This is a genomic window from Bacillus sp. OTU530 (assembly GCF_038440375.1).
This window is the reverse complement of record NZ_JASATP010000152.1, coordinates 1-447: the sequence shown is the minus strand read 5'-3', so window position 1 is coordinate 447 and position 447 is coordinate 1. Positions and strand designations below refer to the sequence as shown.

The 447-nt window shown below is 43.6% G+C and carries 1 protein-coding gene; it reads left to right on the top strand.

Annotation, left to right across the window (positions count from 1 at the left end; all coding sequences use genetic code 11):
- On the top strand, positions 1–303 hold a 303-nt coding region (locus tag AAHB12_RS31350), incomplete at its 5' end, for a transposase (RefSeq protein WP_342048953.1).
- Between the last annotated feature and the right edge of the window lie 144 nt (positions 304–447).

The following is a 447-nucleotide window of genomic DNA, read 5'->3' as shown; positions in this document are numbered from 1 at the left end:
GCAACAGAACGAGTAAGAGTCAAAGACCGTTATGTTTCTGTTTCTTGGGCGTTCTTTCAATTACGGCAAATGCTAGAGTATAAGGCATCCATGAAACAGGCAAAGGTGATTGCCGTAGATCCTGCTTATACATCTCAAACATGTCCTAAATGCGGACATACAGAAAAAGCAAATCGAAACAAAAAGAAACACATCTTTTGTTGTAAGACATGCCGCTATATGTCAAACGACGACCGTATTGGAGCTATGAATCTTCAACGAAAAGGAATTGAGTACATCGTTGAAGTAACAAAGGAAGCATGACTTCCCTTGTTGGGTAGCTGTCAACCTGCCCTGATGTAAACACCAATCGAAGGAAGGAGATTCGCAAGAATCGTTTGCACTTCTGGGTAGTTGCAAGCCCCCACCTCAAGGAGCGTAAGCGAGTAGGTGGTGGGTCAGTTGACA